The organism is Halorubrum sp. AJ67 (assembly GCF_000513435.1).
On sequence record NZ_CBVY010000014.1, the window covers coordinates 100,025 to 102,424 of the forward strand.

The 2,400-nt window shown below is 70.3% G+C and carries 2 protein-coding genes and 1 pseudogene; 2 read left to right on the plus strand and 1 reads right to left on the minus strand.

The genetic code is table 11. The features are described from left to right. Positions 1–28: 28 nt before the first annotated feature. Both BN903_RS16910 and BN903_RS11500 read left to right on the plus strand, forming a co-directional pair. Positions 29–168: pseudogene (locus BN903_RS16910) on the plus strand (archease); the annotation flags it as partial. 93 nt (positions 169–261) lie between these two features. Then, a complete protein-coding gene (locus BN903_RS11500) occupies positions 262–1,770 on the plus strand; it encodes an RtcB family protein (RefSeq protein WP_048077855.1) in 1,509 nt (502 codons plus the stop codon). Between the two features lie 21 nt (positions 1,771–1,791). Here BN903_RS11500 and BN903_RS11505 read toward each other — a convergent pair whose 3' ends face one another. After that, positions 1,792–2,103: an MTH1187 family thiamine-binding protein gene (locus BN903_RS11505; protein WP_048077856.1), complete on the minus strand. Its 312-nt coding sequence runs from the start codon at positions 2,101–2,103 to the stop codon at positions 1,792–1,794. Positions 2,104–2,400: the final 297 nt, after the last annotated feature.

The window sequence follows — 2,400 nt, forward strand, 5'->3', positions numbered from 1 at the left end:
CCTATCCCCTGTGTGCCTTGCCTCCCACGACTGGCTGACGGCGAGCGCGCGACGGCGTCCCGCTCGACGCGGTCGCCGCCCGGGAGGTCAAGGGCGGTCACGTACTCGGAGATGTCGCTGGAACGCCGTGACGGCGGCTGGTACGCCTACGTCGTCTTCGACGTGTGACCCGCGGGAAGCCTCGCTGGGCCGGGTCGCCGGCACGCCGGGTCGCGCCCGCCTGACGCAACGCCCTTCCCCGCCCGCGTCGAACGCCGTCGTATGACAACGCGCGAGGTCGGCGGCTTCGAACTGCGGAAGGTGCGCGAGCACGTCTGGGAACTCCCCCGCGAGGGCGACATGAACGTCCCCGCGCGGGTGCTCGCGAGCGAGTCGCTCCTTGAGGAGATCGGCGGGGACGACACACTCGAACAGCTCCGCAATGCGACGCACCTCCCCGGGATCGCCGCCCCCGCGCTCTGTATGCCCGACGGCCATCAGGGGTACGGGTTCCCCGTCGGCGGCGTGGGCGCGATCGACGCCGAAAACGGCTGTATCTCGCCGGGAGCGGTCGGCTACGACATCAACTGTGGCGTTCGGATGGTGCGGACGAACCTCACCTACGACGACGTTCGGGGCCGCGAGGAGGAACTCGTCGACGCCCTGTTCGAGGCGATCCCCTCGGGGCTGGGCGGCGGCGGCGTCATCGGCGGGACCGCGGACGCGATCGAGGGCGCGCTCGAACGCGGCGTCGAGTGGGCCGTCGAGGAGGGGTACGGGATCGAGAGCGACCTCGCGCGCTGCGAGGACGAGGGGCGACGGCCCGACGCGCGACCGGAGTACGTCTCCCAGAAGGCGATGGACCGCGGCCGCAACCAGATGGGGTCGCTCGGCTCCGGCAACCACTTCCTGGAGGTCCAGCGCGTCACGGACGTGTTCCGCGAGGACGTCGCCGACGAGTACGGCCTCCGCGAGGACGGGGTCGTCGTCCTGATCCACTGCGGGAGCCGCGGGCTGGGCCACCAGACCTGTAACGACTACCTCCGCCGGATCGAGCAGGAACACGGCGACCTGCTCGACGAGCTGCCCGACAAGGAGCTCGCGGCCGCCCCGGCCGGGTCGGAGCTGGCCGAGGAGTACTACGGCGCGATGGGCGCGTGCATCAACTTCGCGTGGGCGAACCGCCAGCTGATCACCCATCAGGCCCGCGAGACGTTCGGCGAGGTGTTCGACGCCGACCCGATCGACGACCTCGGGATGGAGCTGCTGTACGACGTGGCGCACAACATCGCGAAGCGGGAGACCCACGAGATCGGCGTCGACGCCGAGGGCGATCCCGCCGTCGGCGACGCGGTCGTCGACCGCGAGGAGCGCGACCTGTACGTCCACCGCAAGGGCGCGACGCGGGCGTTCCCCGCGGGCAACGCGGACGTGCCCGCGGTCTACCGCGACGTGGGCCAGCCAGTCATCATCCCGGGGAGCATGGGGGCCGGCTCGTACGTCCTCCGGGGCGGCGACGAGTCGATGTCGGTGTCGTTCGGCTCGACCGCGCACGGTGCCGGACGCCTGATGAGCCGGACGCAGGCGAAACAGGAGTTCTGGGGCGGCGACGTACAGGACGACCTCGAAGACGGCCAGCAGATCTACGTGAAAGCGCAGTCGGGCGCGACCATCGCGGAGGAGGCCCCCGGCGTCTACAAGGACATCGACGAGGTGATCCGCGTCAGCGACGACCTCGGCATCGGCGACAAGGTCGCCCGCACCTTCCCCGTCTGTAACATCAAGGGCTGAGCGCAGTCGGAACGGGTCGCCTCAGCGCTCCCGCTTCGCCTCGCGGCCGAGGTGGTCCTCGACGGCGGTGACCTTGTCGGCCGCGGTCGCGTCGCTCGTCCGTTTGTCGTCGATCTTGAGGAACGTCGAGACGCGGTCCCCGTCGACCGCCTCGTGGGCAGCCGCGGCGGCCGCGAACAGCGTCTCCGCGTCGTCGGCCTCGATGACGGTTCCCATCGGGTTGGTCTCGTAGCTCACGTCGAACTCGTCGAGCGCGGCGACGGCCTTCGCGACCTCCTCCGCCATGCTCCCCTCGATCACCGGCGCAACGCTCAACATCGCGATCGCTGTCATAGGCGTGGATGCGCGGTGCGGTCACTTAAGCGGTCGCCGGAGATCGGGATTTGTGTGGCGGTTCTGACGCCCGGCGCTACAGGAATTCTGTCTCGAACACGACTGTGACCCCCGAAGCCCCAGCCGCGAGGCGGGCGCACGCTCGCTGCGCGCTTCAGTCGCTCACTGCGTTCGCTCCTTCCAGTGCTTGCGTCACCTGCGCCCGCCCCGCGGCTGCCCCTTCGATTCCCGCCCGCACCGCACCTCACACCTCCCCAGCCTCGTCAGTCGGCCTCGCTTCGCTACCGGCCGACTGAC